Here is a 2,556-nt window from a genome sequence, read left to right on the forward strand (position 1 = left end):
ACGCCCACGCATGATTCTCGCCGCCATAAGGATCGTCGCTGCTCGAAACAACAATGGAAGGAAACGGATCTTCTCCTGACCTGGTTTGCCGGTGTAGCAGGCGTGTCATCGTACAGGTGCTTTGAACATCTACTCGGGAAGGTGATGCGTCCCCTCGAATGTTACTGAACGAAACCACCCGCGTACGCATCTCTCTCAAGAGAAATCAAATCGACTTGACCTCTCCGCCGTCCATCCTCAGCGTCGATCCTGTCATCCAGTGCGCCGCCGGCGACACAATGAATGCCATCAGCTCCGCTATCTCCTCGGGCGTGCCAAACCGCGCGATCTGCGCTTCCGCAGGAAATCTCGCCGTTGCTTCTTCAACCGTCATGTCGTGAAGCGGCGCCCAGTGCTCGAGGTAGGATTGGCGGCGGCCGGTCATGACCGGGCCAGGCAGCACGCTGTTGACCTGTACGCCGTCGGCAATGCCACGGTCCGAAAACGCCTTTGCCAGCGCCACGATCGCCGCGTTGATCGTGCCGACCGCCGCATACGGGGCCTTGGGGAAGAGCGCGGAGTTGCCCGACATCAGCACCACGGACCCCGATGTCTTCTTGAGCGCTGGCCATGCGGCGACCGTCAATCGCCGGGCACCGTGCAGCTTCAGTGCAAGGCCGCGTTCCCATTGGTCATCGGTCATATCGAAGAGATCGATCTGCGGTACGGCGCCTGCAATGTTGAGCAGCGCGTCGATCTGCCCGAACGCTGACAGCGTCTTGTCGACGACGTCCTGCGCCACTTCCGGGTGAGATAAATCGGCATCGATGACCAGCGCTCGTGCGCCAGCTTTCTTCACGTCGTCTGCTGTCTGGTCGAGCTTCTCGCGATTGCGCGCGACAAGCACGATCGACGAAAAATCACGCGCCAACCGGATGGCGGTCGAGCGGCCGATGCCCTGACTCGCTCCCGTGACGATAGCTACCTTCGTGGACATTTCGCGTCTCCTCAGGATTTGTGAGTCAGAAATTCGGCGATGGCCGAAGCGATTTCCGGGGCATGCGTTTCAAGCGCGAAATGCCCGGTATCGAAGAAACGTACGACCGCATCGGGAATGTCGCGCTTGAACGCCTCGGCGCCCGGTGGCAAGAAGAACGGATCGTTCTTTCCCCACACCGCGAGAAAGGGTGGACGATGGGTCCGGAAATATTCCTGGAACGACGGGTACAACGCGACATTGCTTTTATAGTCGCCGAACAGGTCGAGCTGAATTTCATCCGCGCCGGGACGGCTCAAATAGAAGTCGTCGAGCGAATAGCCGTCCGGCGACACGAGCGTGGTGTCCGGGACACCGTGCGTGTATTGCCAGAAGGTCGTGTCGTGCGTGAGCATTGCACGCAGCGCTTCGCGATTCGCACTCGACGCATCCTCCCAATAGGCGCGAATGGGATTCCAGCCATCGCTCAAACCTTCTTCGTACGCGTTGCCGTTCTGCGAGATAATCGCGGTAATTCGTTCAGGATGACTGAGCGCCAGACGAAATCCCGTTGGCGCGCCGTAGTCGAAAACATAGATTGCAAAGCGATCGAAACCGACAACTTCGGTAAACCGTCCAATGACCTTGGCGATGTTCTCGAACGTGTACGTAAACGCTTCGCGGCCTGGCATATCCGATTGCCCGAAGCCAGGCAGATCCGGCGCGATGATATGGAAGCGGTCGGCGAGCCTCGGAATCAGGTCGCGAAACATGTGGCCCGAGCTTGGAAAGCCGTGCAGGAGCAATAACTTTGGCGCGCCGGGTTGACCCGCTTCACGGTAAAACACCTTGAAGCCGTCAACGTCAGCAGAGCGATAGGTAGTGGCAGACATGAGTTCTTCCTTACGAAGTTATTGAGCGGCAACTGCGCAAGCCGCTTCGATGATCACGCTGGTCACGGCATCCGGCGACGTAATCATCGGCGTGTGATCGACGGGATATGAATGCACGAGCGCGTTCATGCGCTGTGCCATGAATTGCTGGTTGTCGCGGACGATCATCCGGTCTTCATCGGCAATCAGGAACCAGCTTGGCCGGTCCTTCCAGAGAGGACGTCCCACTGCCACCCCGATACACGAAACGGAAACAGGGCGCTGAACCGCTTCCAGCACGGTCAGCTCTTGTAAATTCGCATGCTGCGCGAACGCGTCCGCAAAGGCTTTCTTTGGCAACCAGATCAGGCCATGCTTGTCCGGCGATAGTGTGGGCGCAAGCGGATGCGGTTTGCCGCGATTGAATACGTCGCCGACGGTTTCGCCTTCATCGGGCGCCAACGCGGCCACGTAGACCAAGGCCCTGACATTCTCGGCCCGCGCCGATCCGATCACCGCGCCGGCGTAGGCATGCCCCGCGAGAACCACGGGACCATCCACGCGTTCCAGTGTTCTTCCGAGCGCTGCCACGTCGTCTTGCAACGAACTCAGCGGCAGGGGCGCCGCGATCGCATTGATACCTTGTGCCTTCAGCCTTTCGATGACCTTGCTCCAACTCGATCCGTCTGCCCACGCGCCGTGTACGAGCACCGCACTTACATTTCCAGC

General features: G+C 59.3%; 3 protein-coding genes. All 3 read right to left on the bottom strand.

Annotated elements, in window-relative coordinates; genetic code table 11:
- Positions 1-205: 205 nt before the first annotated feature.
- Positions 206-976: an SDR family oxidoreductase gene (locus tag ACFFAR_RS30580; RefSeq protein WP_075357640.1), complete on the bottom strand. Its 771-nt coding sequence runs from the start codon at positions 974-976 to the stop codon at positions 206-208.
- 11 nt (positions 977-987) lie between these two features.
- Positions 988-1,848: an alpha/beta fold hydrolase gene (locus ACFFAR_RS30585; RefSeq protein WP_075357639.1), complete on the bottom strand. Its 861-nt coding sequence runs from the start codon at positions 1,846-1,848 to the stop codon at positions 988-990.
- Positions 1,849-1,866: 18 nt separating this feature from the next.
- The coding region (locus ACFFAR_RS30590; protein ID WP_375509158.1) for an alpha/beta fold hydrolase at positions 1,867-2,556 on the bottom strand (690 nt) is incomplete at its 5' end.

Source organism: uncultured Caballeronia sp., assembly GCF_964243625.1.
GTDB lineage: Bacteria > Pseudomonadota > Gammaproteobacteria > Burkholderiales > Burkholderiaceae > Caballeronia.